At 73.6% G+C, this 26,774-nt stretch carries 30 protein-coding genes; 13 read left to right on the top strand and 17 right to left on the bottom strand.

The features are described 5' to 3' along the window. Positions 1 to 39: 39 nt before the first annotated feature. The 3 genes from FS825_RS10565 to FS825_RS10575 form a co-directional block, all read right to left on the bottom strand. Positions 40 to 720, bottom strand: a complete 681-nt coding sequence (locus FS825_RS10565) for a response regulator (protein WP_144712747.1) — start codon at positions 718 to 720, stop codon at positions 40 to 42. Next, entirely contained in the window at positions 702 to 1,973 is a 1,272-nt protein-coding gene (locus FS825_RS10570) for a sensor histidine kinase (RefSeq protein WP_260981122.1), read from the bottom strand. The genes FS825_RS10565 and FS825_RS10570 overlap by 19 nt, the downstream gene beginning before the upstream one ends. Positions 1,974 to 2,088: 115 nt before the next feature. Beyond that, positions 2,089 to 3,357 (bottom strand): MFS transporter, encoded by a 1,269-nt coding sequence (locus FS825_RS10575; protein ID WP_186377189.1) that lies wholly within the window; start codon positions 3,355 to 3,357, stop codon positions 2,089 to 2,091. A 216-nt stretch (positions 3,358 to 3,573) separates the two neighbouring features. On the opposite strand from FS825_RS10575, the gene FS825_RS10580 reads away from it, so the two are divergent. After that, on the top strand, positions 3,574 to 3,912 hold the full coding sequence (locus tag FS825_RS10580; RefSeq protein ID WP_144712751.1) for a YciI family protein: 339 nt from the start codon (positions 3,574 to 3,576) through the stop codon (positions 3,910 to 3,912). Here the strand turns inward: FS825_RS10580 and FS825_RS10585 are convergent. Further along, complete coding sequence (locus FS825_RS10585) at positions 3,818 to 5,056, bottom strand: MFS transporter (protein WP_144712753.1); 1,239 nt, start codon at positions 5,054 to 5,056, stop codon at positions 3,818 to 3,820. The genes FS825_RS10580 and FS825_RS10585 overlap by 95 nt on opposite strands. A 23-nt stretch (positions 5,057 to 5,079) precedes the next feature. Between FS825_RS10585 and FS825_RS10590 the strand changes: the two genes are divergently transcribed. Continuing rightward, positions 5,080 to 5,676, top strand: coding sequence for a TetR/AcrR family transcriptional regulator (locus tag FS825_RS10590; RefSeq protein ID WP_144712755.1), 597 nt, complete (start codon positions 5,080 to 5,082; stop codon positions 5,674 to 5,676). Here FS825_RS10590 and FS825_RS10595 read toward each other — a convergent pair. Beyond that, the gene (locus tag FS825_RS10595; RefSeq protein WP_144712757.1) at positions 5,627 to 6,289 is read right to left on the bottom strand and encodes a LysE family translocator; all 663 of its coding nucleotides are present in this window, start codon (positions 6,287 to 6,289) and stop codon (positions 5,627 to 5,629) included. The two genes, FS825_RS10590 and FS825_RS10595, sit on opposite strands and share 50 nt — an antisense overlap. Positions 6,290 to 6,372: 83 nt before the next feature. Between FS825_RS10595 and FS825_RS10600 the strand changes: the two genes are divergently transcribed. Further along, positions 6,373 to 6,828, top strand: a complete 456-nt coding sequence (locus tag FS825_RS10600) for an Lrp/AsnC family transcriptional regulator (RefSeq protein WP_144712759.1) — start codon at positions 6,373 to 6,375, stop codon at positions 6,826 to 6,828. Next, the gene (locus FS825_RS10605) at positions 6,825 to 7,706 is read left to right on the top strand and encodes an alpha/beta hydrolase (RefSeq protein ID WP_186377190.1); all 882 of its coding nucleotides are present in this window, start codon (positions 6,825 to 6,827) and stop codon (positions 7,704 to 7,706) included. The genes FS825_RS10600 and FS825_RS10605 overlap by 4 nt, the downstream gene beginning before the upstream one ends. 183 nt (positions 7,707 to 7,889) lie before the next feature. Here FS825_RS10605 and FS825_RS10610 read toward each other — a convergent pair whose 3' ends face one another. Next, a complete protein-coding gene (locus FS825_RS10610) occupies positions 7,890 to 8,372 on the bottom strand; it encodes an ATP-dependent zinc protease family protein (RefSeq protein WP_144712761.1) in 483 nt (160 codons plus the stop codon). Positions 8,373 to 8,459: 87 nt separating this feature from the next. Here FS825_RS10610 and FS825_RS10615 point away from each other — a divergent pair, with 87 nt between their 5' ends. The 4 genes from FS825_RS10615 to FS825_RS10630 all read left to right on the top strand — a co-directional run bounded on the left by FS825_RS10615 (position 8,460) and on the right by FS825_RS10630 (position 14,551). Further along, positions 8,460 to 9,653 carry a RimK family alpha-L-glutamate ligase gene (locus FS825_RS10615; RefSeq protein ID WP_144712763.1) on the top strand — a complete coding sequence of 398 codons (1,194 nt, stop codon included), beginning with the start codon at positions 8,460 to 8,462 and terminating at the stop codon, positions 9,651 to 9,653. Positions 9,654 to 9,741: 88 nt separating this feature from the next. Next, on the top strand, positions 9,742 to 10,815 hold the full coding sequence (locus tag FS825_RS10620; RefSeq protein WP_144713172.1) for a 3-oxoacyl-ACP synthase III: 1,074 nt from the start codon (positions 9,742 to 9,744) through the stop codon (positions 10,813 to 10,815). After that, a complete protein-coding gene (locus FS825_RS10625; RefSeq protein ID WP_144712765.1) occupies positions 10,812 to 13,538 on the top strand; it encodes an alpha/beta fold hydrolase in 2,727 nt (908 codons plus the stop codon). The genes FS825_RS10620 and FS825_RS10625 overlap by 4 nt, the downstream gene beginning before the upstream one ends. Then, a complete protein-coding gene (locus FS825_RS10630) occupies positions 13,535 to 14,551 on the top strand; it encodes an NAD-dependent epimerase/dehydratase family protein (RefSeq protein WP_144712767.1) in 1,017 nt (338 codons plus the stop codon). The genes FS825_RS10625 and FS825_RS10630 overlap by 4 nt, the downstream gene beginning before the upstream one ends. On the opposite strand, the gene FS825_RS18965 is transcribed toward FS825_RS10630, so the two are convergent. From FS825_RS18965 to FS825_RS10680, 10 genes are all read right to left on the bottom strand, one after another. Further along, positions 14,527 to 15,126, bottom strand: coding sequence for a gamma-glutamylcyclotransferase family protein (locus tag FS825_RS18965; protein ID WP_260981123.1), 600 nt, complete (start codon positions 15,124 to 15,126; stop codon positions 14,527 to 14,529). The genes FS825_RS10630 and FS825_RS18965 overlap by 25 nt on opposite strands. A gap of 56 nt (positions 15,127 to 15,182) precedes the next feature. Further along, positions 15,183 to 15,599, bottom strand: coding sequence for an MFS transporter permease (locus tag FS825_RS10640; RefSeq protein WP_144712769.1), 417 nt, complete (start codon positions 15,597 to 15,599; stop codon positions 15,183 to 15,185). Then, positions 15,596 to 16,102 (bottom strand): Asp23/Gls24 family envelope stress response protein, encoded by a 507-nt coding sequence (locus FS825_RS10645; protein ID WP_144712771.1) that lies wholly within the window; start codon positions 16,100 to 16,102, stop codon positions 15,596 to 15,598. The genes FS825_RS10640 and FS825_RS10645 overlap by 4 nt, the downstream gene beginning before the upstream one ends. Positions 16,103 to 16,178: 76 nt before the next feature. Beyond that, positions 16,179 to 16,352 carry a CsbD family protein gene (locus FS825_RS10650; protein ID WP_144712773.1) on the bottom strand — a complete coding sequence of 58 codons (174 nt, stop codon included), beginning with the start codon at positions 16,350 to 16,352 and terminating at the stop codon, positions 16,179 to 16,181. A 91-nt stretch (positions 16,353 to 16,443) separates the two neighbouring features. Further along, complete coding sequence (locus FS825_RS10655) at positions 16,444 to 17,007, bottom strand: hypothetical protein (RefSeq protein ID WP_144712775.1); 564 nt, start codon at positions 17,005 to 17,007, stop codon at positions 16,444 to 16,446. Further along, a complete protein-coding gene (locus FS825_RS10660; RefSeq protein WP_144712777.1) occupies positions 17,004 to 17,579 on the bottom strand; it encodes a DUF6286 domain-containing protein in 576 nt (191 codons plus the stop codon). Before FS825_RS10660 ends, FS825_RS10655 begins: the two co-directional genes overlap by 4 nt. A 9-nt stretch (positions 17,580 to 17,588) precedes the next feature. After that, the gene (locus FS825_RS10665; RefSeq protein WP_144712779.1) at positions 17,589 to 17,903 is read right to left on the bottom strand and encodes a hypothetical protein; all 315 of its coding nucleotides are present in this window, start codon (positions 17,901 to 17,903) and stop codon (positions 17,589 to 17,591) included. Then, on the bottom strand, positions 17,900 to 18,091 hold the full coding sequence (locus FS825_RS10670; RefSeq protein WP_070418041.1) for a DUF2273 domain-containing protein: 192 nt from the start codon (positions 18,089 to 18,091) through the stop codon (positions 17,900 to 17,902). The genes FS825_RS10665 and FS825_RS10670 overlap by 4 nt, the downstream gene beginning before the upstream one ends. Beyond that, positions 18,088 to 18,561 (bottom strand): Asp23/Gls24 family envelope stress response protein, encoded by a 474-nt coding sequence (locus FS825_RS10675; protein WP_144712780.1) that lies wholly within the window; start codon positions 18,559 to 18,561, stop codon positions 18,088 to 18,090. Before FS825_RS10675 ends, FS825_RS10670 begins: the two co-directional genes overlap by 4 nt. A gap of 160 nt (positions 18,562 to 18,721) precedes the next feature. Beyond that, the gene (locus tag FS825_RS10680; protein ID WP_186377191.1) at positions 18,722 to 19,909 is read right to left on the bottom strand and encodes a helix-turn-helix domain-containing protein; all 1,188 of its coding nucleotides are present in this window, start codon (positions 19,907 to 19,909) and stop codon (positions 18,722 to 18,724) included. A gap of 83 nt (positions 19,910 to 19,992) precedes the next feature. Between FS825_RS10680 and FS825_RS10685 the strand changes: the two genes are divergently transcribed. The 5 genes from FS825_RS10685 to pgi all read left to right on the top strand — a co-directional run bounded on the left by FS825_RS10685 (position 19,993) and on the right by pgi (position 25,644). Beyond that, positions 19,993 to 20,283: a metal-sensitive transcriptional regulator gene (locus tag FS825_RS10685; protein WP_144712784.1), complete on the top strand. Its 291-nt coding sequence runs from the start codon at positions 19,993 to 19,995 to the stop codon at positions 20,281 to 20,283. Between the two features lie 33 nt (positions 20,284 to 20,316). Beyond that, the gene (locus FS825_RS10690; protein ID WP_260981124.1) at positions 20,317 to 20,535 is read left to right on the top strand and encodes a heavy-metal-associated domain-containing protein; all 219 of its coding nucleotides are present in this window, start codon (positions 20,317 to 20,319) and stop codon (positions 20,533 to 20,535) included. Then, positions 20,532 to 22,757, top strand: a complete 2,226-nt coding sequence (locus tag FS825_RS10695; protein ID WP_260981125.1) for a heavy metal translocating P-type ATPase — start codon at positions 20,532 to 20,534, stop codon at positions 22,755 to 22,757. The genes FS825_RS10690 and FS825_RS10695 overlap by 4 nt, the downstream gene beginning before the upstream one ends. Before the next feature lie 19 nt (positions 22,758 to 22,776). Beyond that, positions 22,777 to 23,772 carry a nitronate monooxygenase gene (locus FS825_RS10700; RefSeq protein ID WP_313960541.1) on the top strand — a complete coding sequence of 332 codons (996 nt, stop codon included), beginning with the start codon at positions 22,777 to 22,779 and terminating at the stop codon, positions 23,770 to 23,772. Between the two features lie 162 nt (positions 23,773 to 23,934). Next, positions 23,935 to 25,644: a glucose-6-phosphate isomerase gene (gene pgi, locus FS825_RS10705; protein WP_144712786.1), complete on the top strand. Its 1,710-nt coding sequence runs from the start codon at positions 23,935 to 23,937 to the stop codon at positions 25,642 to 25,644. A 180-nt stretch (positions 25,645 to 25,824) separates the two neighbouring features. On the opposite strand, the gene FS825_RS10710 is transcribed toward pgi, so the two are convergent. Beyond that, the gene (locus FS825_RS10710) at positions 25,825 to 26,727 is read right to left on the bottom strand and encodes a LysM peptidoglycan-binding domain-containing protein (protein WP_144712788.1); all 903 of its coding nucleotides are present in this window, start codon (positions 26,725 to 26,727) and stop codon (positions 25,825 to 25,827) included. Between the last annotated feature and the right edge of the window lie 47 nt (positions 26,728 to 26,774).

Genomic DNA, 26,774 nt, shown 5'->3' on the forward strand with positions numbered 1-26,774 from the left:
CTGCGTCTCCGCCGCACGGGGGAGCGGGCGTGCGTCGGGTCAGCCCGTGGTACCGGCGACGCCGTGCTCGAACGCCCAGACGACGGCCTGGATGCGGTCGCGGAGGCCGAGCTTCTGCAGCAGGTTCGACACGTGCGTCTTCACGGTGGCCTCGCCGACGAAGAGCTCGGCGGCGATCTCGGCGTTGCTCGACCCGCGGGCGAGCAGGCGCAGGACCTCGGCCTCGCGCTCGGTGAGCCCGGCGGCCGCCACCGCCGCGTCGCCGGCCGCGGACGAGGGTGCCGTCGGGCCGGCGGTCGCGCGGCTGATCACCCGGCGGGTCACGTCCGGGGCGAGCAGGGCGTCGCCGCCGGCCACCGTCCGGACCGCGTCGATCAGCCGTTCGGGGGAGGCGTTCTTGAGCAGGAAGCCGCTCGCCCCCGCCTCGAGCGCCTGGAACAGTGCGTCGTCGTGGTCGAACGTCGTCAGGACGAGCACGGCGGGCGGGTCCGGGAGCGCCGCGATCCGCCGTGCCGCCTCGAGCCCGTCGACGTTCGGCATCTGCACGTCGAGGCAGACCACGTCCGGCCGGTGGGCGCGCACGGCCTCGACCGCCTCGGCGCCGTCCGATGCCTCGCCGACCACCCGGAAACCGGGCTCGGATTCGAGGATGACGCGGAACCCGGCCCGGACGAGGTCCTGGTCGTCCGCGAGCACGATGGTCAGGTCGTCGGCAGCCATGCCCGCACCAGCCAGCCTCCCCGGGCGCGCGGCCCGATCTCGATCCGTCCGCCCACCGCGGCGACCCGTTCGCGCATCCCCACGTGCCCGAGCCCGCTGCCCGCGGTGTTCCGCGGGGCGCGGTCGCCGAGTCCGTCGTCGGTGACCTCGACCTCGACGCAGTCGGCCAGGTAGCGCACCCGGACGTCGGCCCGGGCGGTCGGTCCGGCGTGCTTGAGGATGTTCGTCACGGCCTCCTGCGCGATCCGGTAGGCCACCGCGGACACGGTCGGCGGCACTGCTCGGGCGTCGCCGACGACGACGAACTCGGTGGGGTGACCGGCCGTGCGTGCGGCGTCGGCGAGTTCGCCGATGCGCCCGAGACCCTCCGTGCTCGGTGCGTCGCGGTGGTCGTCACCGGCGTGGCCGTCCTCGTCCGACCGCAGGGTGCCGAGCATCCGGCGGAGCTCCTCGACCGCGGTCCGCGCGCTGCCCTCGACGACGCCGAGCGACACCGCGGCCTGCTCGGGGTCCCGGTCGATCACGCGTCGCGCCGCTCCGGCCTGCACGCCCATCAGCGACACGTGGTGGGCCACGACGTCGTGCAGTTCGCGGGCGATCCGCACGCGTTCGATCGTCACGGCCTGGGCGGCGCTCCGTTCGCGCTCCGCAGCCAGCTCGGCCGTCCGGACGTCGAGCTCGTGCTTCGCGACGGCCGAGGCCCACGCCCGGTTGCCCGCGTACCAGGCAGCGCCGAAGTAGATGACGTTGATCACGATGTTGAGCAGCGAGTACGCGATGTACGGCGGGAGGAGCCCGCCGTCGTCATTGGGCAGCGCGTTCGGCACCGCCCACCCGAACGCGATCGCGAGGAACAGCCAGGCGAACATCCCGCCGATGACGACCCACCGGACGACTTCGGCGCGGACGCGGTCGGAGCACCACGCCCCGACCGTGTACAGCGCGATGAACAGGGTGAAGTTGACGAGGAAGACCTCGGGCACGTGCAGGAGCTGCAGCGCCGCGAACGCCAGGGCCGACACGACGGCCATGCTCATCGGCCAGCGTCGGCGGAACGCGATCGGGGCGGCGTTCGCGATGATCATCAGCGCCGACACCCACCACGCGGCCTGGTCGTCACCGTACGTGCCGGCGGCGGCGTAGAGCGTCGTCGTGACCGCGAGCCCGGCACCGAGGACCACCGCGAGCAGTACGTCCTGGCGGAGCTCCCGGCGCCCCACCGGCAGCCGCGACCACTCCGCCGTCGTCCCCATGCGGACCACGGTAGCCGGTGCGCGCACCGGACCGGGATGTCGGCCTGGAGGCGCGGTGCGGGTGACCGACGTCGGTCACGTGCACCGCGCCTCCCGTCCAGAGCCCGTGGTGGCGTCAGCCGTCGGCATCCGCAGCCGTCGCGACGCGCACCCGGGCCGGGAGCTCCGCGACGGCGGCACGCCAGGCCCAGGCCGCACCCGCGAAGACCAGCGCCGTGACCGCCCAGAGGAGCCACGGCACGTCGGTGTCGAGGAGGGCGAGGGACAGCGGGAAGACCGCCATGCCGACCGAACCCGCCGTCTGGAACACGCCGATCGCCCGACCGCGGACCGCGGGGTGCGGCGCCTCCGCCATCACGGCGTTCGCAGCGGGCAGGGCGACCATGTCCGCTGCGGCGATGAGCACCGCGACGGCCACCACGTACGACCAGGCCGCCGCTCCCGACAGCGGGGGCAGGACGACGAGCGGCACCACGGCCAGCGCCGTCAGCCCGGCGCCGACGGCGACGAGCACGCCGCGGTCGAAGCCGGCGACCCACCGGGTCACGGAGGTCTGCAGGCACGCCGCCAGCCCCGTCGCGACGGCGAACTGCACCGGAGCGACCGCCGCCGGCATGTGCCAGCGCTCGACGAACAGGACGCTGAGTGCGACGTTGGGCAGGACCATCGCCGGGCCGATGAGGAACTGCCCGAGGGTGATGAGGCGCATCGACCGGTCGGCGGCGAACTCCCGGAGCGAGCCCGTCCGGTGGTCGTCGACGTCGCGTCCTCCCGGCTCGGACGTGCGCGCACCGCCCGTGGGCCGTGTGGCGAACACGACCGCGGCCGCGACGCTCGTCACGACGTTCGCGAGGACCAGCCACCGGAGCCCCTCGTGCCCGCCGCCGGCGAGCGTCACGGCGGCCACGACGGCTCCCGCGCCGAGCGCCGCTGCCTTGGTGGCCTCGAGGAAGGCGAACCACCGCTCGAACGGTCGACCGTCGGACAGGTCGTGGACGTACGCCGTCCACGACGTCCAGTAGAGCCGCTCGGACGCGTTCGCGAGGAAGATCGCGGCGAACACGACCACCGGGTCGTGCGCCACGAGGTACAGCGCGAAGCCGGCCGCGGACGTGAGGTTGTTCGTGATCATCGACGCCTTCGCGCCGAACCGGTCGGTGAGCACCCCGCCCAGCAGGCCCACGGGCAGCGCGAGCAGCGACGCCGCCGTCGAGAGCACGCCGATGAGCGCGAGGGAGAGGTCGGTGGTGAGGGTGAAGTAGACGATCGTCAGCGGCAGCGTGAGGCCGGCGCCGATGGTGTCGACGAGCACCGCGGAGGTGACCCAGCGGTGCTCGGTGAACGTGGCGAACGTGGCCCGGGAGCGGGCGCGGATGGAGAACACGGGGAATCCCTCGGAGTCGTCGCGCGGCGTCGGTGCCGCGCGGGCGTACTGGAAGCGCGCGGACGGGTGGTCCGCGTGGAGGGGGAGCCGGCTCTGGTGCCGGCTCAGCGCTTCGTTGCCATGACTCCGCTGTCGTCGGGGTGTTCGGGGTGCTCGGGTGTTCGGGGTGCTCCGGGGAGCCCGCCGTCACGCTACCGCAGGAGTAGCGTCCGGGCCATGCAGTTCCTCGTCAACGTGATCGACGACGGGCAGGCGGAGGCCACCGGTCGGACCGAGTCGGCGACCCGCGCCGAGATGGACGCGGTCGACGCGTTCAACGAGCGGTTGGGGGCCGCGATCGTCATCGCCGCCGGGGTGTCCGCGCCGTCGGACGCCGTGGTCGTCGACGCCCGGGGCGGAGCGACCTCGACGACGCCCGGGCTGGTCGGCGCTCCCGCCGAGTTCGTCGCCGGGTTCTGGGTCATGGACCTGCCGGACGCCGAGACCGCGTTGCGCGTCGCGGGCGAGGCGTCGGCGGCGTGCAACCGGAAGATCGAGCTGCGCCCGCTCCTCTGACCCGGCTCCGCACCAGGACGGCGAGGGCGCTCGCCGCAGTGACCGCGGCCCCCGCGACGAACGCCGCCGGGTACCCGCACGCCGCGACGACCGCGCCGGCGCCGGCCGCTCCGCCCGCCTGCCCGAGCACGAGTGCCACGAAGAGCATCGACGTCCCGGCCGCGGCCCGCTCGGGATCGATCTCGGTGCTCCACGCGATGAGGGAACCCGTCGCGGCGGTGTACCCCCAGCCGAACACCGCGCAGGACAACAGTGCGAGGACGGTCCACGCGGGCAGGGTCCCCAGGGCGAGGACGGCGAGCGCGACCGATCCGGCGGTGACCGCCCAGAGCGTGCGGGCGCCGAGCCGGCTCGTCCAGCGGGCGGTCACGACGACGGCCGCGCCGCCGGCCCCGAGCGCGATCCACGCCGACACCGACACGACGACCGGGGCGCCGGCGTCGACGAGGACCGAGCGGCCGTAGGTCCAGACGGCGGCCGATCCGGCGCCGAAGAGGAGCGCGACGGCGATGGGGGAGGCGTGGGCGCGGAGCCACCCTGCCGGCGTGGCCCGGGGGCGCGCTGGCGCCGGGGGACGCGGGCGGTCGCCGCCCGACGCGACCAGGAGCACGCCGCCGACGACCAGGGCGAAGACCCCCGACCACCCCCACGCGGTGCGCCAGTCCGGCAGGAGCACGAGCGCGAGCACCCCGGCGCCGACCAGCCCCGGCCCGGTGCCCGCGTTGACGATCGACTGTGCCCGGTCCTGCTCGGCGTCGGGAACCAGCCGGGCGACGAGCTGCACCAGCGCGGGCGACGCGAGCCCCGCGCCGGCCGACCCGAGCACCGACGCTGCGCCGAACCAGAGCGGCCCCGACGCCGCCGCCATCCCGAGCGCCCCGGCGCCCGCGACCAGCGCCGCGGCGGACACGAGCACCCGGGGGAGCCGTCGGGCGAACAGGAACCCGATCACCGCGCCGACGCAGTACACCGCCGATGCGCCCGCCGAGATCCCGCCCGCGACGTCGGCGCCGAGGCCGAGGTCGTGCTGCACGTCGGGCAGGAACAAGCCGTAGGCCAACCGCACGAGCCCGTAGGTGGCCGCGATGAGGCCGAGGCCGCTCGCGAGGAACAGCCGCTGCCGGTTCGAAAACGATCGTTTCACATTGGAGAGCCTAGGGTGCTCTCATGGCGATGCGTCCAGGGACCGAGCAGAAGCTCCTCGACGCCGCGGAGGAACTCTTCTTCACGCGGGGCATCGTCGCGACCCCGATAGACGCCGTCCTCGCACGAGCCGGTGTCTCCAGCGCGACGCTCTACCGCGGGTACCCGAGCAAGGAGTCCCTCGTCGCCGCCGTCCTCGAGCGTCGGCACGACGACTGGCTCGTCGTCTGGGACGCTGCCGTCGCCGCCGCGCCGGACGACCGGGGGCGGCTGCTCGCGGTGTTCGACGCGCTCGACGCCTACCGCACCACCGAGCGGGGTTCCCGCTGGTGCGCCTTCCTCGGCACCGCCGCCGAGTACGCCGAGGCCCCGGAGGGCGTGCACGAGGTCCTCGGGCTCGAGACCGGCACGCTCCGCCGACGTCTGACCGCGTTCGCCGGACCCCTGGTGCCGTCCGGAGCCGCGGAGCTCGCCGACCAGCTCCTCCTCGTCGTCTCGGGCTACCTCGCGATGCGCCTGCGTAACCCGGCGCTCGGCACCGACACGGCGCGGACGATCGCTGCCGCCCTGCTCAGCGCGGCAGCGGGACGACCTGTTCGGCCAGCAGCCCGAGCCCGATGAGCACCATGAGCACGCCGGACACCTTCGTCACGACGATGCTCGCCCGCGGCCTGGACCCGAGGATCCGCCGTGCCGCGAGCGCGACGAGCAGGTAGACCACCGCGCAGTCGAGCAGGTGCAGGCTGCCGAGCACGCCCATCTGCACGGGCGCGGGCCAGCCGTGCGGGGACACGAACTGCGGCAGGAGCGCCAGCAGCAGGAGGACCCCCTTCGGGTTGATGCCGCTCACGCCGGCGCCCCGGAGGAACCGGGTCCGCGCGCTCGCCGCGTCAGCCGCGTCAGCCGCGTCAGCCGCGTCAGCCGGGACCGCCGCGTCGGCCGAGACCGCAGGCGCGCTCCGCGCGCGGAGCGTGCTCACCCCGAGGTACAGCAGGTACGCCGCCCCGGCGAACGTCAGCACGGCCAGGGCCGCCGGGTACTCGGTCACGAGCGCCCCGATGCCGAGCGCCACGACGACCACGACGACGACGTACCCGGCCACCATCCCCGCGATCGACGGCAGCACGGAGCGCGGCTGCAGCCCGGCGGCGATCGCGTACGCCCAGTCCGCTCCGGGGGTGAGTGCGAGCAGGAGCGCGACGGTCCAGAACTGCAGCACGAGGGTCAGGTCCACAGCCCGAGACGCTACGGAAGATCGGGCGGGATGTGCTCCGGTTCTCCCGCGCGACACCCGGATGTCCTGCAATGATTGCCGCCATGGACGCACTCGACCGGGAGATCCTCTCGTTGCTGCAGCACGACGGCCGGATGAGCGCCACCGACCTGGCCGCCGAGGTCGGGCTGAGCCTCTCCTCGTGTCACCGTCGGCTGAAGGCACTCGAGCAGTCCGGGGCCATCGAGCGGTACCGGGCGGTGGTCTCACCCGAGGCGGTCGGTTTGCACTTCGAGGCGATCGTGTTCGCGACCCTCGGCCGCACCGACCTCGAGACGATCGGCGGCTTCGAGGAGCGGGTCCGGGCGATGCCGAACGTCGTCGAGGCGCAGCGGCTGTTCGGCGACCCGGACTACCTCCTGCGTGTCCTCACACGTGACCTCGCCGCCTACCAGGAGTTCTACGACACCGAACTCGGTACCTTGCCCGGTGTGCAGCGGATCTCCTCCACGCTCGTGATGAAGCGCGTCACCTCCGACGGGACGGTGCCCCTCGCATGAGCGGCTCGCGTGCCGCGCGGATCACCCGCCGGTCCCTGCTCGTCGGTGGGGCGGCCGTCGTCGCCGCGGGTGCCACCGCCGAGGCCGTCAACCTCCGCCTCCTGCCCGGCCGGTCGACGATGTACCGGGTGCTCGGGCTGGACGGCCCGGCGGGAACCATCCCCGACGTCGACCCGGTGCCCTCCACCTCGGGCTCGTTCGTGTCGTCAGCGCGGAAGGGCGAGACCGTCGGCTGGACGATCGCCGCGCCCGAGGTCGACGGACCCCTGCCCGTCGCGGTCGCCCTGCACGGCTACGGCGACGACCACACCGACTTCTTCGGCTCCCACCTCGGGTACGACCGGTTCCTCGCCGCGCACGTCGCCGCCGGGGGCGCACCCTTCGCGATCGCCTCGGTCGACGGCGGCAACCGCTACTGGCACCGGCGGGCTGACGGCGACGACCCCGCCGCGATGGTCGTGGACGAGTTCCTCCCCCTGCTCACCGACACCGCCCGGCTCGCGTTCACCGGGTACTCGATGGGCGGGTACGGCGCACTGCACCTCGGCGGGGTGCTCGGGTCGGCACGGGTCCGGGCGGTCTCCGCGATCAGCCCGGCGCTCTGGACGTCGGCTGGCGACACCGCTCGCGGCGCGTTCGACGACGCCGCCGACTTCCGCGCGAGCACCGCGCTCGGACGCCAGCGCTCCCTCGACGGGGTCGCGGTCCGCGTCGACTGCGGCACCGGCGACGGCTTCGAGCCCGCGGTCCGCACCTACGTCAACGGCTTCGCGGAGCGCCCGGCCGGCGGCTTCGAGCCCGGCGGCCACACGCACGCCTACTGGCGGCGCATGGCGCCGCAGCAGATCGCGTTCCTTGCGCGGCACCTGCGGTCCTGACCCGGGCGCTGGACTTCAGGCGCGACCCACGTCCGCCTGCCTGCGCACCTGCGCCGCGCCTCCCGTCCGCCGTCCGCATGCCTGGTCTTTTCGGGCGTACCAAGTCGAATCGGGCGTACCGGGCCGAACGAAACGACCGGGTACGCCCGAAAAGACCAGGTACGCCCGGAAGGACCCGGCGACCTAGGCGCGACCGCGGTTGCGGCGGCGGATCTCCCTCGGCGCCCGCCCGGCCATGAACGACCGCGCGGGGTCGACGAGGAAGCCCTGGCGCAGCGCCTCACGGCCGACGAGCATCCGGAAGCCCATCTGGTCGCGGTTGCTCAGCGTGACCTCGGCCTGGAAGACGCGCCCAGCGAGGGTGATCTCGGTGAGCACGACGATCCGCTCCTGCGTGTGCCCCGTCGAGCTGCGGACGACGCGCCGGTCGTGCACGTCGCACTCGATCGTGACCGCATCGGCGTCGGTGTCCTGCCACGGGTGCACCGAGAAGCGCACCCGGTCGCCGGGGAGCTCCTCGAGGTCGAATGCGTGCAGCGCCGAGCTCCGGGCGCCGGTGTCCAGCTTGACCTTGATCCACGGGATGCCGAGGCCCGGCAGCCCCGCCCACTCCCGCCACCCGGCGACGACGAGTCCGCCGTTCGGGGACTTCGGTTCTCGGGCCATGTGCTCATCCTGTCGCATGCGGGGCCGAGCACACGCATGCTTGGATGGGGCGTCGCCGTCGATCCCGGACCCCTCGGAGCACCCCCGATGAAACTCGCCATCCTGTCGCGTGCCCCGCACGCGTACTCGACCGAGCGCCTCAAGGCCGCAGCGATCGACCGCGGGCACGAGGTCAAGGTGCTCAACACCCTGCGGTTCTCGATCGACCTGACCGGGGACGACCCCGACCTGCAGTACCGCGGCAAGCTCCTGTCCGACTACGACGCCGTCCTGCCGCGCATCGGGAACTCGATCACCTACTACGGCACCGCGGTGGTCCGGCAGTTCGAGCAGATGGACGTCTACACGCCGAACACCGCGAACGGCATCACGAACTCGCGCGACAAGCTCCGGGCGAACCAGATCCTCTCCCGGCACGACATCGGCATGCCGGCGACCACGTTCGTGGCGGGCCGCGCGGACGTCCGCGGGGCGATCGAGCGGGTCGGGGGCGCTCCGGTCGTGATCAAGCTGCTCGAGGGCACGCAGGGCATCGGCGTGATCCTCGCACCGGAGGCGAAGGTCGCCGAGTCGATCGTCGAGACGCTCCACTCGACGAAGCAGAACGTCCTCATCCAGTCGTTCATCTCGGAGAGCCGCGGCAAGGACATCCGCGCGCTCGTCGTCGGCGACCGGGTGGTCGCGGCGATGCGCCGGAGTGCGTCCGGCGACGAGTTCCGGTCGAACGTGCACCGTGGTGGGACGGTCGAGCAGGTCACGCTCACCCCGGAGTACGAGGAAGCCGCGGTCCGCTCGGCGCAGATCATGGGCCTGCGCGTCGCCGGGGTCGACATGCTCGAGGGGAACGACGGACCGCTCGTGATGGAGGTCAACTCGTCGCCGGGCCTCGAGGGCATCGAGCGCGCCACGGGCCTCGACATCGCCGGCGCGATCATCGACTTCATCGCGAACCAGGTCGCGTTCCCGGAGATCGACGTCCGCCAGCGACTCTCGGTGTCGACCGGCTACGGCGTGGCCGAACTCCTCGTGCACACCAACGCCGACCTGGTCGGGAAGACCATCAAGGAGTCGGGGCTGTGGGACCGGGACATCACCGTCCTGACGCTGCACCGCGGGTCGAGCGTGATCCCGAACCCGCGCAGCGGCGTCGCCCTCGAGCCCGGCGACCGACTGCTCTGCTTCGGCAAGCTCGAGGAGATGCGGTCGATGATCCCCGAGCGGCGGAAGCGTCGCGCGAAGCTCCGGAAGCTGCCCAAGGAGCCGCGCCCGACCGAGGTCTGAGGGCCCTGAACGAGCGCTGTCCGCCGCCGTTCAGCGCATCCGGATCGCGTACCCAGGCCAGATGCGGAAGTATGTGTCGGTGACGATCATGACGGAACGGCCGATCGACCAGGCGACGAGCAGCGAAACCGAGCGGCCGGGCAACGCGACGGCCAAGCACGACAACGTCGCGCTGCTCTCGGTCGCGACGACCGTGGCCGAACGCGTGACGACCTCGGCCGACATCGAGGAGAAGCTCCGCGGCGTGCTCCGCCGACTGCGCCTGCCGATGGGGCTGCTCGAACGCGTGGCAGGCGTGAAGGAACGCCGGAACTGGGGCGAGGGTCAGTCCTTCCAGGACGCCGCGATCGACGCCGGCCGCCGTGCCATGGCCGAGGCGGGCATCCGCCCCGAGGACGTCGGGCTCCTCATCAACACCTCCGTGACCCGACCGCACCTCGAGCCGTCGGTCGCCGTCCGGCTGCACCACGGCCTCGGGCTGCCGTCGTCGGCGATCAACTTCGACATCGCGAACGCATGCCTCGGGTTCGTCAACGCGATGAGCGTCGCCGCGGGCATGATCGACTCCGGGCAGATCAAGTACGCGCTCGTGGTGGACGGCGAGGACGCCGACCAGGTGCAGCTCAACACGATCGAGCGCCTCAACCAGGGCGGCCGGAACCGCAAGGACTTCATGAGCGAGTTCGCCAGCCTGACGCTCGGCTCCGGTGCGGCCGCTGCCGTGCTCGGCCCGGCGGACATGCACCCGGGCGGGCACCGGATCGTCGGCGGCGTCACCCGCGCGGCGACCCAGTGGTACGACCTCTGCGTCGGCAGCGTCGACGGCATGTTCACCGACGCGAAGATGCTGCTCAAGGGCGGCATGGAGCTCGTCGTCGCCGCCTGGAACGAAGCGCGCTCCCACTTCGACTGGGCCGACATGGACCGGTACGTGCTGCACCAGGTCTCCGACGTGCACACGAACGCGTTCGTCGAGGCGATCGGCGTCCCGCGCGACAAGGTCCCCACGACCTACGAGCGGTTCGGCAACGTCGGTCCGGCGTCGATCCCGATCACCCTGGCCGACGAGGTTGCCCGCGGCTCGATCCGTCCCGGCGACCGGGTGTTCCTCGGTGGCGTCGGCTCGGGCATCAACACGGCGATGATGGAGCTGCGCTGGTGAGGTCCGGCCTCCCACGCGTCGCCTCCGCTCCGGCTCCGGCGACGCTCCCGCCGCCCCTGCCCGGACTCGACCCGGCGTGGTCCCGGCTCGTGACGGTTCCGTCGTCGGTCCCGTCGTCGGTCCCGGGAGGCGCGGATCGCCCCGCCCGGACCTGGCACCTCCTCGACACGGCCGGCTCCCTGGCGGCGCTCGGCGTGGAACCCGTCGGCACGCTGCTGTGCGTGCACGGCAACCCGACGTGGTCGTACCTGTGGCGCTCGGTGCTCCGCACCTCGCTCGAGGTCGCCGCCGCCGGCGGACCCGCGTGGCGGGTCGTCGCGGTCGACCAGCTCGACATGGGCTTCTCGGAGCGCACCGGGGTCCAGCGGGCGCTGCCGCAGCGCGTCGCCGACCTGGGCGCCCTGACCGACGAACTCGGACTGACCGGGCCCGTCGCCACCCTCGGCCACGACTGGGGCGGTGTGGTCTCGCTCGGCTGGGCGGTCGACCACCCGGACCTCGTGGTGGCCGTCGCGACGTGCAACACCGCCGTGCACCAGCCCGACGACGCTCCGATCCCCGCACCGCTGCGGTTGGCCCTGCGCCCGCAGCTGCTCGGCCGGGCGACGGTCCTCACGCCGGCGTTCCTCGAGACGACCCTGGCGATCGCGCACCCGAGGCTCGACCGTGGCGTCGCCGACGCCTACCGGGCGCCGTACCGCGGGGCTGCTCGGCGCGGAGGCATCGGCGGCTTCGTGGCCGACATCCCCGTCGACGCCGCCCACCCGAGCGCGCCGGAGCTCGACCGGATCGCCGCGGGGGTCGCTGCGCTCGACGTCCCCGCGCTCCTGCTCTGGGGGCCGCGCGACCCGGTGTTCCTCGAGCGGTACCTCGACGACCTGACCGAGCGGCTCCCGCAGGCCGACGTCCACCGCTTCGAGGGCGCCGGGCACCTGCTGCCGGACGACGCCGACGTCGCCGGGACGGTGTTCGACTGGCTCGGCAACCGCCTGCCGGAGGGCCACGTGCCCGCCGGGGCCGAGCCGCGCCTCCCGTCCGACGACCGTGGGAGCGACACCGGCACCGACGCGAGCCGCCCGCTGTGGGCGGCGTTGGACGACCTGCGCGACAGCGACGACGCGGCCCTCGTCGAGATGGCCGTCGCCGGCGGCCCCCGCACCGTGTCGTGGCGACTGCTCGCCCGCCGTGTGGACGAGATCGCCGCCGGACTCGTCGACCTCGGCGTCCGACCCGGCGACCGCGTGTCGCTGCTCGTCACCCCGGGCGCCGACCTGACCGCCGTCCTCTACGCCTGCGTGCGGATCGGAGCGGTCGTCGTCGTGGCCGATGCCGGCCTGGGACTCCGCGGACTGACCCGAGCCGTCCGCGGAGCCCGTCCCGACTGGATCATCGGCGCGCTGCCGGGCCTCGGTGCCGCTCGCGCGCTCGGCTGGCCCGGGCGACGCATCGCGACCCTGGCGCTCCCCGCGCCCGCTCGTCTTGCGCTCCGCGTCGAGCACTCACTCGTCGACGTCGCTCGGCGCGGTGCCGTGCGTCTCGCCGCCGGTGTCGCGCTGCCGGAGGCGCCGTCGTCCGACGCACCCGCGGCCGTGCTCTTCACGTCGGGGTCGACCGGCCCGGCGAAGGGCGTCGTCTACACGCACGGGCAGCTCGGAGCCGTGCGGGACGCCCTCGCGACCCAGTACGACATCGGGGTCGGGACCGGCCTCGTCGCCGGGTTCGCTCCGTTCGCGCTGCTCGGACCCGCGCTCGGTGCCCGGTCGGTCGCGCCGGACATGGACGTCACCGCCCCGCGGACGCTGACGGCTCGCGCTGTCGCCGACTCCGTGGCGGCCGCCGACGCGACCGTGGTGTTCCTGTCGCCGGCGGCGCTCGCGAACGTCGTCGCGACGGCGTCCGCGCTCACCGATGCCGACCGTGCGGCGCTCGGCCGCGTGCGGCTGTTCCTGTCCGCGGGTGCTCCAGTGTCGGCGGCGCTGCTGACCGCCGCGACCGCACTCATGCCGAACGCGAGCGCCCACACGCCCTACGGGATGACCGAGGGGCTGCTCATGACCGACGTCGACCTCGACGGGGTGCGCGCCGCGGCCGGTGCCGACCAGGACGGGATCTGCGTCGGGGTCCCGGCCGCGAACGTCCGCGTGCGGATCGCGCCGCTCGACGACGACGGCGAGCCGACGGGCGCCCTGACGGACGACCCCGGCGTCACCGGCGAGATCGTCGTCGCCGCGCCGCACGTCCGGGATCGCTACGACCGGCTGTGGCGGCAGAACCGGGTGTCGCGCCTCGGCGTGGCCGACCCGCGCGGACACCGCACCGGTGACGTCGGACACCTCGACGCCGCCGGGCGACTCTGGGTCGAGGGTCGGCTGCAGCACGTCATCACGACGCCGGGCGGGGTGGTGACCCCGGTCGGTCCCGAGCAGCGGATCGAGCGCGTCGACGGTGTCGGCCGTGCCGGACTCGCGGGCACCGGGCCGCGCGGCACGCAACAGGTCGTCGCCGTCGTGGAGACGACCGGTCAGCGGCGCGCTCGACGTCCCGCGCTCGCCGAGCCCGGCCTCGCCGCAGCGGTCCGGGCGGCCGCCGGCGTCCCCGTCGCCGCCGTGCTGACCGTGCCCGAGCTGCCGACCGACATCCGGCACAACTCGAAGGTCGACCGTGCTCGCCTGTCCCGGTGGGCGACCGCCGTGCTCGCCGGTGGGCGGATGGTCCGGCCGTGAGGGTCCTCGTCACCGGTGCCAGTGGCTTCCTCGGGCGGGCGACGGCTGCGGCCGTGCGGGATGCCGGGCACGAGGTCCGGACGTTCCAGCGTCGTCCCTCGGGAGTGCCCGGGGTGTCCGACGTCCTCGGCACGATGACCGACGGTGCCGCCGTCGTCCGTGCGGTGACGGGCACGGACGCCGTCGTGCACCTCGCCGCGAAGGTGTCGCTCGCCGGCGACCCGGCCGACTTCGTCCGCGTGAACGTCGACGGCACCCGGACGATCGTCGACGCCGCCCGCGCCGCCGGGGTCGAGCGGTTCGTCTTCGTCTCCTCGCCGTCGGTCGCGCACACCGGCTCGTCGCTCGTCGGTGTCGACGCCGGACCAGCCGAGCCGTCGCGTGCGCGCGGCGACTACGCCCGGACGAAGGCCGCCGCGGAGCTCGTCGCGATCGGTGCGGACGCCCCCGGGTTCGCGGTCGTCGCCGTCCGCCCGCACCTGGTGTGGGGACCGGGTGACACGCAGCTCGTCGGACGGATCGTCGACCGTGCCCGGTCCGGGCGGCTGCCGCTCCTCGACTCCGGAGCGGCGCTCATCGACACGCTCTACATCGACAACGCGGCGTCCGCGATGGTCGCCGCCTTGTCGCACGCGGCCGACGAGGGCGTGCACGGGAACGCGTACGTCGTCACGAACGGGGAGCCCCGGCCGGTCGCCGACCTGCTCGCCGGGATCTGCACCGCGTCCGGTGTGCCCGCGCCGCGGTGGCACGTGCCGGCCGGGGTGGCCCGGGCCGCCGGGTCGCTCGTCGAGGCCGTGTGGCGGATCCGCCCCGGGCAGGACGAGCCGCCGATGACGCGGTTCCTGGCGGAGCAGCTGTCAACGGCGCACTGGTTCGACCAGCGCCGGACCCGGCGGGACCTGCAGTGGGCGCCGGCGGTGTCGATCGACGAGGGTCTGGAGCGCCTGGCGGCTGCGCGTCCGTCTGACGCGGGCCTGCCCGCCGGTCAGACCTCGTCCGCGGCGACGTAGACCCAGGCGGTCGTGCCGGACTCGAGCGTGACCTCGATCCGCTGGTAGTCGGCGACCTCGTAGCGGTCCACCTCGCGGAGCTGCCACTCGTACCCGAGCACGAGGTACGCGCCCTCGACCCGGTCCTCGGGCGTCCCGCGCCGCAGGATCGGGTGCCGGTCGGAGCCGCTCGTCCGGATGACCGCGGGGTCGGTGATCGTCACCCAGTCGAGGCGCCAGCCGGGGAGCGCGTCCTCCACGGTCCGCACGACGCGGCCGAACAGGGCGTCCTGCACGTCGGACTGGCGGAGCGTGCCGGAGGAGAAGACGCGGTGGACGTCGCCGTGGGTGGGCGCCGGTCGCCGTGGGCGCGCGGGTGCGATGGTCGGCGTCGAGGTCCAGACGATCGCACCGGCCACCCCGGTGAGTCCGAGGTGGAGGAGCCCGACGACGGCGAGGATGCCACCCCACGCGCCGCTCGCGGTCCCGCCGTGCGCCACGCTGACCCCGACCGCGACGATCCCGACGACGCAGCAGGTGAGCGCGAACGCGCCGAGACCGATGACCCAGCGTTGCCCGGGGGAGAGACGATGCACGGGCCGAGGCTAACGGATTCCCAGGGCGCCGCTCCGGCCTGGCGACCGCGACGCGGTCAGCCGGTGAAGCGCTCCCAGAGCTCGGTGATGATCGGCCAGACGTCACCGGCGCGGTCGGCGGACCCGACGGCGACGAGGACCACCGGCACGACCGTGACGGCCAGGGCGACGAGGACCGCGAGCACGACGGCGATCGTCGCCGTGGTTGTGTGCCGGCGGGTGGCCGCGAGGACGAGGAGCGCGAGGACCACGACGGCACCGAGCAGCGCCACGACGGTGACCCGGACGAACGGGAACGGCACGAGCCCGGACGTCGTCGCGGTGACGCCGCCGAGGAACCCGACCAGGGGGAGGAAGGCCCCGAGCGCGGTGGCGAGCACGAGGACGACGCCGATGCCGCTCGCCACCCAGACCCCGCGGGGTCGGGGGCGCCGGGGTCGCGTCCGGCGGTTGCCCGACCACGCGGTGGTCATGGGCGGGCCGCGGCCTCGGCGGCTGCGTCGGCCGGACGGGATGCGGCCTCCGTGCCGGCGGACGCCGCGGCGGCACCGCCCAGGGGCGACGGCTCGTCGTCGAACGGACCGTGCACGTCGAGCACGCGCACGTCGACGCTCGTCGGGAGGCCGGACACCTGCTGCGCCGCGGCCGTGACCTGCTCGCGGACCTCGTCGGCCACGGCGACCACGGGCTGCGGGTAGGTGACGACCACGGAGACCTGCACGTCGAGCGTGCCGTCCCCCTCGTCGACCTGCACACCGGCGGTGCCGGCACTCCGGCCGAGCCGCTCGCGGAGCTGGTCCGCGGCACGGGAGGCGATGCCGCCGAGGTGGTGCACCCCGGGGACACCCAGCGCCGTCTCGGCGACGGTGCGTGCCACGAGCGTCGCGGTGGTGGCGTCGTCGGGGAGCGGCTCCGTCAGTTCGGCGGGCAGGACCACCTCGGTGACCTGGGTGTGCGCGTTCGGGTCGTGCTGCATGGTTCCTCCTCGTTCGGTTCCGCCGGAACGCGTCGGGGCACCCGACTCGCGAGTGCCCCGACACGGTTCGTGCGACCTACTTCTCGAAGACGTCCTTGACGTCCTCACCGGTCTGCTTGACGCTGGCGGAGGCCTGGTCCTTCTTGCCCTCGGCGACCTTCGAGTCGTCGTGGGTGGCCTTGCCGACGGCTTCCTTCGCCTTGCCGGCGAGGTCCTGGGCAGCGTTCTTGATCTTGTCGTCGAGTCCCATGAGGGTTCCTTCCTTCGGTCGGGCGGGTGCCCGGTGGGTGGTGCTGGAGTGGGTGAGCCGGGAGGCTCGGGGTGCGTCCGTCAGACGGCTGTCAGCGGACGCGGGTCGACTTCGCCAGGGCGGAACGGGTCCCGCCGGTGAGGTGCACGAGCACCGGCACCTGGCGACCGAGGGTCCGGTCGAGGACGGCGACCGCGCGGTCGACGGCGTCGAGCACGGTGACCGCGTCCCCGCCTCGGCGGACCGCGACACGGATCCGGGCGGCGCGCTGCCGTCGGACGAGGTAGGTGTCGACGCGGGACCCGACGACGTCGCGGACGCCCTCGAGCTCGTGGTCGACGACGTCCCGGACGAGTGCGACGTTGACCGTGACGGCGTCGTCGCCGGAGCGCTCTCGGACGGCGACGGACGTGCCGCCACCACCGCGGGTGAACACCCACACGAGGGCGAGCACGACGACCACGGCGCAGACGGCGACGACGATCCACAGCGAGGACGTGGGCACGTCCAGGCTGCGCGGGAGCTCGACGTACGGTGCGATCGCGTCGCGGACGGCGGGCAGGACGCCCGCGCCGACGACGAGGCCGACCACGACGGCGACGAGTCCGAGGACGAGGAGGATGATCCGGTTGAGGGTCCGGTTGCTCTTGGTCATGCCAGGGTTCCCTTCTCCTCGACGCGCACGCGGACGCTGCGGCCGAACCGTTCGTCGAGCCCGCTGAGGCGGTCGCGGACCGCGTCGCGCACGACGGCTTCGTCCACCGGGATCCCCGTGACCGGGACCACTCGGACCTCGGTCCGGCGGCCGCGTGCGGTCGCGGAGGCGTTGCCCTCCGGGACCCCGGCGGCTGCTCCGGCGGCGTTCGCGGCGGTCGAGGCGACGATGCGGGTGTCGATGATGACGGCACCGCGGTCGTGTTCGACGACGGAGCGGTGCTGGCGGCCGGGCCCCAGGGCCAGGACGATCAGCACGATGCCGAGGACGACGAGCACGACGGCGACGATCTCGGCGATGGTGACGAACGCGGCGTCCGGACGGAGCGCTGCACTCACCACCGTCTGCGGGTCGGCGATGAGCGGCGGGCGTCCGATGCCCGCGAGGACCGACTCGGTGCCGACCCAGGCGGCGACGAGCGCGAGCACCACGAGCGTCACCGCGACGGCGGTCGAGCGGGAGCGGTGGACGCTCCGACGACGGATGCGTCGTTCGACGGAACCGTTGCTCATGGTGGCCTCCTAGGCGGTGCGGGTACCGCGCGGACGCACGATCCCGGTGAGTTCGATGTGGGCGCTGCCGACGCGGCGGCCGGTGAGGTCGCCGACGCGCCCCTTGACCTCCTCGGCGATCCGGGCCGAGCGGCCGACGACGTCGTCGCCCGCCGCGATCGGCCCGGTGATGTCGAGGGCGAGTGCGCCGGACGCGTCGCCGAGTCCGACCCGCACCCGCTTGGCGGGGGCGCCGAGCCGTTCGGCCGCGACGGCCCGCGCCAGCGAGGTCAGTGCGCGGGCGGTGATCTCGACGCGGCCCGGGACGTCCGGGCCCGCGCTCACCGGGAGCTCCGGCGCCCGGTCAGCACGTCGGCGAGGGCACCGCGGTCGATGCGTCCCGTCACGAGCGCGGCCACGAGGGCCCCGACCGCGCCGAACACGACCACGAGCACGAAGCCCCAGAAGCCGAACTGGAGTGCCACGACGGCGAGGATCGCCCCGATGAGGGCTCCGATCAGGGTGTTGCTCATGCGACTCGCGCTTCCTTCTTCTCGTCGTCCTTGCTGCTGTCGTCGTCGTCGCCCGGGATGAAGACGTCCTGGACGGTGACGTTGACCTCGGCGACCTCCATGCCGACGATCTGCTCGAGCGCACGGGCGACGCCGGCACGGACGCCGTCGGCGACCTGCTGCAGCGCGACCGGGTACTCGGCGACGATCACGATGTCCGCGGCGACCTGCTTCTCGCCGACCTCGACCTTGACGCCCTGGCCGAAGTCGCGCTGGCCGATCGCGTCGCGGAGGGCGCCGATGGCACGGGCTGCACCGTTGCCGAGCGAGTGGACGCCGTTCACCTCGCGGGCTGCGATGCCGGCGACCTTCGACACGACGGTGTCGTCGATGACGGTCTTGCCGGTGACGCCGGCCGAGCCGGTGGGGGTCCCGGTGGTGCGCGCTGCCGCCGTGGTGGTGGTGGCCGGGGTGATGGTGGTGTCAGCCATTGTCGTTCCTTCCGTTGTCCCGCCGGGCGTTCCCAGCGGTTGCTGTTCACGGATGAGACGGGGCACACCAGAGGTTCGTCACACGGGCTGCGACGGATTCAGCGAAGTTCCAGTGACACGGGCAGGGAAGCGGGTTCTCGTCCCCCACCTGTCGAGGCGCTCAGCGCCGAGCGCCGGATCCGTCCGCTCGGTTGCGCGCTGTGCCGGCCCGGATCGAACGCACGGCCGCCATCGGGGACTCGCCCCGTTCCTCCAGGAAGAGCTGCTGGAGCCGTCGCGGTCGCACGCCGGCCGCGTCGGCGATCGCCTGCAGGGTCAGGGTGTCGTCCGGGTGCTCCTCGATGAACGCGACGGCCCGTCGGAGCCGCCAGGAGGCGCGTCCCGGCCGGGCGGCGAGCGAGGCGCGCAGCGTCGTGGCCGGGTCCTCCCCGAACCGGTCGCGGTAGGCGGCGGCGAGGCGGCCGTGGTTCGTGAACCCCCACCGGCGGCCGACCTCGGTGACGCTCTCGTCGCCGTCCGCGTGCAGGAGCTCGCGACGGACCCGGTCGAGCCGGTGGTCCCGGAGGAACCGGTGCGGGGTCGTGTCGAGGGTGCGCGCGAACACGTCCTGCAGCCCGCGCTGGCTGAGGCCGCACGCGGCGGCGATCGCGCACACGGCGGGGCGTTCGGCAGCGTGGTCCTCGATGAAGCGGATGGCGTCGCGCAGCCGGTTCGCGACCGGGACGTCCGTGCCGCGGTTGCGGATCGGGAACGTGTCGAGGACGACGGTCGCGAGCCGTCGGTTGATCGCGGTGCGCATCGGTCCGAGCACGCGGTCGTCGACGAGCACCGGCCCGAGTTCCCGGACGAGGTGCCGGAGCGGTTGCTGGCGGGCGACGACCTCGTCCTGCTGGTCGAACAGGAGTGGCCCCTCGGGGAGTCGGAAGCCGAGGTCCCGGCCGACCTCGCGGAGGAACCGGTCGGCGACGTGGATCCCGTTGTAGACCGTGCCCGACGACTCGAAGCGGTACGCCTCGGTCGAGGAGGCGATGTAGGGGCTGCCGGGCTCGACGACCCTGGTCCGGTCGGCGAAGTGCATCTCGAGGCGTCCCCGGGTGAGCCAGAACACCACGTGGTCGTCCCGCGGACCGATCACCCCACCGCGCTTGCCGCCCTCGGCGCGCATGGTCCGGAGGGTCAGGTCGTCGTCGCCCACGACGGTGTACTCGTACCGGGCGTCCTGGGTGGCGAACGTGTCCGAGGCGAACTCGGAGCCGTGGTACTCGGCCTCGAAGATGTCCGAGTAGGCGGAGCCGTCGCCGTCGGTGAACCGCAGTCGGCGGAATCCGTTCGACGACGAGGCGCTCATGCCGGGCATCCTGCCACGCTTGCGTCCTGGTCCGGAAGCGATACCCTAGGGGGGTACCGTACTCGACCGCGACGGAGGACAGCGTGCACGAACACGTCGGCTACATCGGCGACAAGGACGACCTGCTCAAGCGGCTCCGCCGTGCCGAGGGGCAGGTGCGCGGGATCGCCCGGATGGTCGAGGACGAGACGTACTGCATCGACGTCCTCACCCAGATCTCCGCAGCGAACCGGGCGCTCGAGCGCGTGGCGCTGTCCCTGCTCGAGGACCACCTGCGGCACTGCGTCGCCGAGGCCGTCGCCGAGGGTGGCGACGCCGCGAACGCCAAGGTGCGCGAGGCGAGCGACGCCATCGCCCGGCTCGTCCGCTCCTGACGAACGTCCATCCGCATCCTGAAGGGAACCACCGTGCACACCGAACTCCTGCTCGTCGAGGGCATGACCTGCGACCACTGCGTGATGAGCGTCACCGAGGAACTCAGCGAGCTCGCCGACGTCTCCGACGTGGCCGTCCAGCTCGTGCCGGGCGGACGCTCCTCGGTCACCGTGACGTCGGCAGCCCCGGTGGCACCCGCTGCGCTCGACGCCGCGGTGTCCGAGGCCGGGTACGAGGTCGTGCGGTCGTGACGGACGTCGTCGAGCTCGACATCACCGGGATGACGTGCGCGTCCTGCGCGAACCGCATCGAACGGAAGCTCGGCAAGCTCCCCGGCGTCACGGCGACGGTCAACTACGCCACCGAGAAGGCGACGGTCGCCGGCTCCGACGACACCGCCACGCTCATCGCCGCGGTCGAGGCCGCCGGGTACGGCGCCACGGTGCCGCAGGCGCCGACCCCGACCGGTCCCGACGGCGCGGACGCGCCCGTCGACGACCCCGCTGCGCCGCTCCGGCAGCGCCTGGTCGTCTCGGCCGTCCTCGCGGTCCCCGTCGTCGTGCTGTCGATGGTGCCCGTCCTGCAGTTCCCGGACTGGCAGTGGCTGGCCCTCGCGCTCGCTGCCCCCGTCGCGGTGTGGGGAGCGCTGCCGTTCCACCGTGCCGCGTGGGTGAACGCCCGGCACGGTGCCGCGACGATGGACACGCTCGTGAGCGTCGGCGTCCTCGCCGCGTTCGGCTGGTCGCTCTACGCGCTGTTCCTCGGCGACGCCGGCACGACCGGCATGCACATGACGTTCTCGTGGTTCGCGACCGACCCTGAGGCGAGCGACCTGTACCTCGAGGTCGCGTCCGCCGTGACGGTGTTCATCCTCGCCGGCCGGTACATGGAGGCCCGGGCGAAGCAGCAGTCCGGTGCGGCCCTCCGTGCCCTGCTCGAGCTCGGGGCGAAGGACGCGACCGTGCTGCGCGGGGCGACCGAGACCCGCGTGCCCGCTGCTTCGCTCGTCGTCGGTGACCTGGTCGTCGTCCGACCGGGGGAGCGGATCCCGAGCGACGGCACCGTCCGCGACGGGTCGTCCGCCGTCGACCTCAGCATGCTCACCGGCGAGTCCGTCCCGGTCGAGGTGCGTCCCGGCGACGACGTCACCGGTGCGACCGTCAACGTCGGCGGCCGGCTCGTCGTGACCGTCACACGCGTGGGCGCCGACACCGAACTCGCCCGGATGGGTCGGCTCATCGAGGACGCCCAGACCGGCAAGGCCGCGGTCCAGCGCCTCGCCGACCGGGTCTCCGGGGTGTTCGTGCCGATCGTCATCGGGCTCGCCGTGCTGGCGTTCGTCGGGTGGATCGTGTCCGGCGGCACCGTGACCGCCGCGTTCACGGCCGCCGTCGCGACGCTCATCATCGCGTGCCCGTGTGCCCTCGGGCTCGCGACGCCGACCGCGCTCCTCGTCGGCACCGGTCGAGGCTCGCAGCTCGGCATCCTCATCGGCGGCCCCCAGGTCCTCGAGAGCACCCGCGGCGTCGACACCATCGTGCTCGACAAGACCGGCACCGTGACCACGGGCGCGATGGCCCTGCGATCGGTCACCGGCAGTCCGGACGCCGACGACGCGACCGTGCTCCGGCTCGCCGCCGCGGTCGAGGACGGGTCCGAGCACCCGGTCGCCCGTGCCGTCGTCGAGGCCGCGCGGGCGCGCGGCCTCGACCCGTCCAGCGCGTCCGACTTCGCGTCGGCCCCTGGCGCGGGCGTCCAGGCCGTGGTCGACGGCGACGTCGTCCTGGTCGGCACGGTCCGGTGGCTCGCGGAGTCCTGGTCGATCACCGTCCCCGACGCCCTGGCCGGGGCCGTCGACACCGCCGAGGCCGCCGGCGGCACCGCGGTCGTGGTCGCCCGGAACGGCGCGGCGCTCGGCGTGGTCGTCGTCGGTGACACGGTGAAGCCCGAGGCGGCGGAGGCCGTCCGCCGCTTCGTCGCGCTGGGCCTGCACCCCGTCCTGCTCACCGGCGACAACGACGGCGCCGCCCGTGCGGTGGCGGCCGAGGTCGGCATCGACGAGGTGCACGCCCGCGCCACCCCGGCGTCGAAGCTCGACACCGTCCGCCGGCTGCAGGCCGAGGGGCGCAGCGTCGCGATGGTCGGCGACGGCGTCAACGACGCCGCGGCCCTCGCGGCGGCGGACCTCGGCATCGCGATGGGCGCGGGGACGGACGCGGCGATCGCGGCGAGCGACATCACCGTGGTCAGCGGCCGGCTCACCGTGGTGGCCGAGGCGATCCAGCTGTCACGGGCGACCTTGCGCACGATCAAGGGCAACCTGTTCTGGGCGTTCGCGTACAACGTCGCGGCGATCCCGCTCGCGATGGCTGGTCTCCTCAACCCGGTCCTGGCCGGTGCCGCGATGGCGTTCTCGTCGGTGTTCGTCGTGACGAACAGCCTGCGCCTCCGCCGCTTCACACCGCAGTCCTGACGCGGGGCAGGATGGGGGCGTGGTGCAGCTGCCAGGAGTCCTCGGGTCCGCCGGAGCGGTGCACGTCGCGCCGATGGCCGGTGGGCCGAGCACGCCGGGCCTCGTGACGGCCGCGGCGCGCGCTGGTTCGTTCGGCCAGCTCGCCGCCGGCTACCGGACGCCGGACGCCCTCGCGGCGGACATCGCCGCGGTGCGCCACGCGGGCGTGACCGGCTTCGGGGTCAACCTCTTCGTCCCGAACCCGGTCCCGATCACCGACGCCGAGTACGACCGCTACCGGGCGGCGCTCGGGAGCGACGTGCCGAAGCACGACGACGACGACGCTTGGCACGACAAGGTCGCCCTGCTGCTCGACGACCCCGTCCCCGTCGTCTCGTTCACGTTCGGCCTCCCCGGGGCCGAGGTGGTCCAGGCCTTCCGGCAGCGCGGGACGGTCACGATGCAGTCGGTCACGGACCCGTCCGAGGCGATCGCGGCCGAGGAACGTGGCGTCGACGTGCTCCTCGTGCAGGGGGCCGGCGCCGGCGGCCACTCCGCCGTCCTCGACCCGTCCCGTGCCCTCGAGGACCGGCCACTGCCCGAACTCGTCCGGGCCGTCCGTGCCGTGACGTCGCTCCCGGTGATCGCCGCCGGTGGCATCGGCGGTCCGGGCGACCTCCGCGCGGCGCTGGCGGCCGGCGCGTCCGCGGTGGCGGTCGGCACGTACGTGCTGCGCACCGACGAAGCGGGCACGAGCCGGACACACCGCGACGCCCTCGCCGACCCGGCGTTCGACGAGACCGCGGTCACCCGGGCGTTCACCGGGCGGCCGGCCCGGGCGCTGGTCAACGACTTCGTCCGGTCCCACCCGGACGCGCCGCTCGGGTACCCGGCGCTCCACCACCTCACCCGGCCGATGCGCACCGCTGCGGCGGCCGCGGGGGACCCGCAACGACTCCACCTCTGGGCGGGTCGGGGTTGGCGCGCCGCCCCGACCGGGCCGGTCGGGGTCGCCCTGGAGGCCCTGCTCGCCTGAGCGGCCCGGGTCCCGTCCACAGGGGCCCGGGTCCCGTCCACAGGGGCGCAGGCCCTGTGCGCGCGGTCGTCCAGACGGCACTACGCTCGGACGTGGTCCGCGACGCAGCGCTGCGGTGACCCGCGGACTCGCACGTCTTGAAGGTGACCCAGGAGGACCCAAGTGACCGAATCCGCTCCCGTCGACCCCACGTCGACCGCTGGTTGGAAGCAGCTGGACGGCATCGCCGCCGGCTTCACCCCGGACCTGCGAGGGTGGTTCGACAGCGACCCCGGTCGCGCCGAGCGCTACACGTTCCAGGCCGCCGACCTGACGGTGGACCTCTCGAAGGGCCTCGTCGACGACGAGATCCTCGGCGCCCTGCTCCAGGTCGCGAAGGACACCGGCGTCGCCGAGCGCTTCCAGGCGATGCTCGCCGGTGAACACATCAACGCCACCGAGGACCGCGCCGTCCTCCACACCGCACTGCGCCGCCCGAAGGGTGCCTCACCGGCGCTGGTCGTCGACGGCCAGGACGTCGACGCCGACGTGCACGCCACGCTCGACAAGGTCTACGGCTTCGCGACGAAGGTCCGCGACGGCTCCTGGACCGGCGTCACCGGCAAGCGCATCGAGACGGTCGTGAACATCGGCATCGGTGGCTCGGACCTCGGCCCGGTCATGGTCTACGAAGCCCTCAAGCCGTACGTGCAGCCCGGGCTCGCGGCGCGCTTCGTCTCGAACATCGACCCCGCGGACATCTACGAGAAGACCGCAGACCTCGACCCCGAGACCACGCTCTTCATCGTCGCGTCGAAGACCTTCGGCACGCTCGAGACCCTCACCAACGCCCGCCTCGCGCGCCAGTGGCTCTGGGAGAAGCTCGGCCTCACCGACGCCAGCGATGACGAGAAGTCGAACGCCGTCGCGAAGCACTTCGTCGCCGTGTCGACCGCGCTCGACAAGGTCGCCGCGTTCGGCATCGACCCGGAGAACGCCTTCGGCTTCTGGGACTGGGTGGGTGGCCGCTACTCGGTCGACTCCGCCATCGGCACGAGCGTCGTCATCGCCATCGGTCCGGAGAACTGGGAGCAGTTCCTCGCCGGTTTCCACGCCATCGACGAGCACGTCCGCACGACGCCGCTCGAGCAGAACGTCCCCGTCCTGATGGGCCTGCTCAACGTCTGGTACTCGAACTTCCTCGGTGCGCAGAGCCACGCGGTCCTGCCGTACACGCAGTACCTGCACCGCTTCGCCGCGTACCTGCAGCAGCTCACCATGGAGTCGAACGGCAAGCGCGTCCGCTGGGACGGCTCGCCCGTCACCACCGAGACCGGCGAGGTCTTCTGGGGCGAGCCGGGCACGAACGGCCAGCACGCGTTCTACCAGCTCATCCACCAGGGCACGCGGCTCATCCCGACGGACTTCATCACCGTCGCGAAGCCCGCGCACGCGCTCAAGGACGAGACCGGCGACGGCGGGGCCGTGCAGCCGGGGCAGGACGTCCACAACCTGTTCCTCGCGAACTTCTTCGCCCAGACGAAGGCGCTCGCGTTCGGCAAGACCGCGGACGAGGTTCGGGCCGAGGGCACCACCGATGAGGCGATCGTCGCCGCGCGCACCTTCACGGGCAACAAGCCGTCGACGTCGATCCTCGCGCCGGAGCTCACCCCGAGCGTGCTCGGCCAGCTCATCGCCCTCTACGAGCACATCGTCTTCACCGAGGGCACGATCTGGGGCATCGACTCGTTCGACCAGTGGGGCGTGGAGCTCGGCAAGCAGCTCGCGCTGCAGATCGCCCCGGCGGTCGAGGGTGACCGTGCCGCGCTCGAGTCGCAGGACTCCTCGACGAAGGCGCTCATCGCGAAGTACCTGGAGCTGCGCGGCGAGTAACGCGCGCACCTGACGGACGGGAGGCGCGGTGCCAGCTGGCACCGCGCCTCCCGTCCGTCTGCCGGTCGCGGGCCGACGCGGGCCGAGTCTCGGCGCGAGCGACACTTCTCGGGGCTCGGAGCCCGAGGAACGTCGCCCAGCCCGAGTCTCGGGCCGCGGAAGCCGCCGCAGCGGCGCGCGTCAGCGCGCGAGCGGGTCGAGGTTGAGGGTGGTGCCCTCGTAGAGGTGCTGGTCGTCGCCGAACACCTGGACGCCCTCGTTCAGCCAGACGAGCGCCCGCACGCTGATCCCGAACCGTGCGGCGACGTCGCCGATGAGGTCGTCCGGCGCCACGGTGTACGACTTCGGGGCGCCGCTCGACGTCCTCGCGGGGACCGTCCCGTTGGCGTTCGCCCGGGCTCCCGCGTCCACCGGGTGCACGTTCGTCTGCCGGGCCGGTACCGACCAGCGCACCGTCGTCACGGCGAGGACCTTGTCGGCACCGATCTCGACGGGGACGTCCTGCCCCGCCGCCGCTGCCGAGTACGTCACGAGCGTGCCGAGGTGCGACGGGTCCACCCCGGACCCGGTGAGCGGCACGGATGCGGCGATCGCGCCACTCGTCGGTCCGCCGAGGGTGTGGTCGCCGACGCCGTGGTAGGTCAGTCCGTCGCCGACCTTCCGGGGCAGGTCGAACAGGCCGACGGCGATCGGGACGGGCAGGGTCGAGGTGATCCCGGAGTACTGCGCCGTGAAGGTGTCGTCGCCGTTCGCGACCACCCGGAAGTGGAAGTGGATGCTGCCCTTCGGGGATGCCACGTCGCCCTGGGCGAGCACCGTGCCGGCCGGGATCGGTGTCAGCGTCGGAGCTGGTGCCGCCGCCTCGGTCGGGGCGGGCGTCGGAGTGCGGGGGTGGGCGGAGGCCTCGAGGAGGTCCCCGGCCGACTCGCCGTCCGGGGTCGCGGTGTCGCTCGGCGTCGGGGTGGCCGTCGCCGGCGGGCTGGAGGGAGCGGGCAGCGCCCCGTCCGACCCGCGCAGCAACGAGCAGCCGGACAGCGCGAGCGTGGCCAGCAGCGCGGCGGCGATCGCAGCCGTCCTGTTCATGATTCCCCCTCACCCCGACGGTAGCCGACGGGACGCCGCTGCGGGGA

Origin of the sequence: Curtobacterium pusillum (assembly GCF_007680845.1) — a bacterium.
Taxonomy (GTDB): domain Bacteria; phylum Actinomycetota; class Actinomycetes; order Actinomycetales; family Microbacteriaceae; genus Curtobacterium; species Curtobacterium pusillum_B.